At 68.2% G+C, this 2,581-nt stretch carries 1 protein-coding gene; it reads left to right on the plus strand.

The features are described from left to right. Window positions 1-801 precede the first annotated feature (801 nt). A partial coding sequence (locus tag D7W82_RS39245; protein WP_120623131.1) for a putative metal-binding motif-containing protein occupies window positions 802-2,581 on the plus strand: 1,780 nt, incomplete at its 3' end.

A 2,581-nucleotide genomic window follows, 5' to 3' on the forward strand; every position in this document is an offset into this window, starting at 1 on the left:
GGCCAGGCCGGGACGTTCAGCGGGGGACAGGGTGGCGGTGGGGGCGGCGCTGGCGGTGCGACGGCTGGGGCGAGTGGCGGAGATGGCTTCAACGCCAGCAACTCGAAGGGCGCCGCGGGCCTGCAGCAACCCTCGGGCTTCACGCCACTCCTCGGTGGATGCGCGGGGGGCCCTGGCGGTGGCTCGGCCAACGCGGCCGGCGGACCTGGCGGTGCGGGGGGTGGCGCCTTCCAGATTTCGGTCGCCAGGACCCTGACCGTCGGAAAGACGCTCTCCGTGAGCGGCGGCGGTGGTTTGGGCGGTAAGGCGAGCGCTACACCCGCCAATTCGGCGGGAGGTGGCGGCGGAGGGAGCGGGGGCCGCATCGTGCTGGAAGCCTTCCAGGTGAAGCTGACGGCCAATGCGCGGCTTACCGCCAATGGCGGGGGTGGTGGAGAGGGTGCTGGCGCCGGCAGCGGCGCCGCGATTGCTGGGGCGAACGGCGCGAGTGGTAGCGAGACCGGTAACACCAGCGCCAACGGCGGCGCGGGAGAGGCCACCACGGGTGGCAACGGTGGCTCGGGTGGCACCTCAAGCCTCCCCACCTCTGGAAGTAACGGAACGACGATCGTGTTGGGTGACGGCGGTGGCGGCGGTGGTGGCGGCGCCGCGGGCTCCATCCACCTGCGCAGCGTCCAGAGCTGCACCCAGGCAGACGGATATGTAATCAGCCCCGCCTCAACAGGAGGCTGCCTGCCTCTCTGACGCACAACTCCTCCTGGAACTCCAGCAACGGAGGGCTGACAGGTACAGTGCGGCACCATGCGTCTGTTCTGCCTATTGACCGGCATGGTGCTGCTCTCCGCCTGCCGCATGAAGGACCCCGCCGAGGGCGTCCTTCGCGTGACGGTGAAGTACGTCTCCCAGGAGCCCCGCTGCGTACGCGTGGAGGTGGGAGACGGCGTCCACCTGGCGAAGGCAGACGTCCCCTCCAGTGAGTTCCAGGACAAGGAGTTTCAGCTCGCCATGGTTCGCAAGCCGGACTGGAACCGGCTGATGAACCTCACGGTGACTTCGTTCAGCGCCGTCAGCGGCACGCAATGCGCGGGAACGGTCGTGGAGGTCCGCCACAGTCCCTCGCTGGACGTGGCCCCGGGAACCTCCGCCGACTGGAGCGTGACGCTGCGGGCGACGGACGCGGACGGCGATGGCTACTTCGCCGAGGCCCCCGGTTCGGAGCGGCCCGACTGTGACGACTCGAATCCGGCCGTGCACCCGAATGCCACGGAGTCCTGCGGCTCCAGGGTGGACCTCGACTGCAACCAGTTGGTGGGCTGCCAGGAGGCGAACTGCGCGGGCCAGTCATGCGACGACGGCAACGCCTGCACCCTGGGGGACCACTGCGAGGGTTCGGGCCTGGAGGCAAGATGTCTGCCTTCGCAGACGACGACGTGCTCCCAGCCCAAGGGCGTCTGCGACGCGCGCCAAGCATGCAATCCTACTTCCGGGATTTGCGAGGCCGTGGAGTCCACGGCCGGCAAGACGTGTGACGACGGGAACCCCTGCACGGACACGGATGCGTGCGGGGCCGATGGGAAGTGCGTCGGCACCGCGCGCACGTGCACCACCGCGGAGCAGTGCCTGGCCAGCGCAGGGACGTGCAACCCGGCCAACGGCCAGTGTGTCTTCACTCCGCTTCCAGCCGCGACCTCATGTCAGGACGCGCTGGCGTGCACCACGGCGGACCAATGTGATGGGAACGGGACCTGCGTGGGCACCCCCAACGCTTGCGTCCCACCTCCGTGCCATCGCGTGAAGCAGCAATGCACGACGAGCACCGGATGTGAGTACGAAGTGGACCTCAACGGGGCCTGCACCACGCCAGGTGGAGTTCCCGGCGTGTGCCAGGCGGATGCCACGTGCAGCCCATTCCCCTACCGGCCCTACAACTTCGATCCGAACAGCATCGCGGCCGCGGACATCGGGGAGCTGCGGACCAATGCGAACGTGACGTTCGACACCACCGATTCGAGCTGGACTCCCGCGGGAGCAATCACCTCCGCGGAGACCCTCAAGATCATCTCGATTCCCCAGCCGGGCGGAAATCCACCGGCACTCCTCATTCCGGTGCGCGTCGTGGACCTGAAGGGAGATCTGACCATCAAGGGGCCCTCCCCCGTCATCCTGGCCGTGTATGGAGACGCGAACGTCAACCAGTCCATCCTGGCTACCGGCGACATCACGAATCCCAACGCAGCCTGCGGCGCGTCCCAGGGATTGGCGGGGAGTTTCGGCACGAATACGGGCGGAGGAGGAGGTGGCGGCGGCGGCGCCATCACTGGCGCGACTGGCGGCAAGGGTTACGACAACAGTCAGCCCCAAGGAAGCGCAGGTACCCTTCGGCCCTCCGTACCCGAACCGCTCTTGGGAGGTTGCCCAGGTGGGAGAGGCGGAGGAACGGCTTCAGCCGCTGGCGGTAAGGGCGGAGCAGGCGGGGGCGCCATTCAGATTTCCGTCGCAGGAAACCTGACCCTTTCACAGAAGGTTTCCGCGAGTGGGGACGGCGGTGAAGGTGGCAAGGCGAGCGGGGGCAGGGGAGCAG

The sequence above is a fragment of the Corallococcus sp. CA049B genome (genome assembly GCF_003611685.1).
Lineage (GTDB): Bacteria > Myxococcota > Myxococcia > Myxococcales > Myxococcaceae > Corallococcus > Corallococcus coralloides.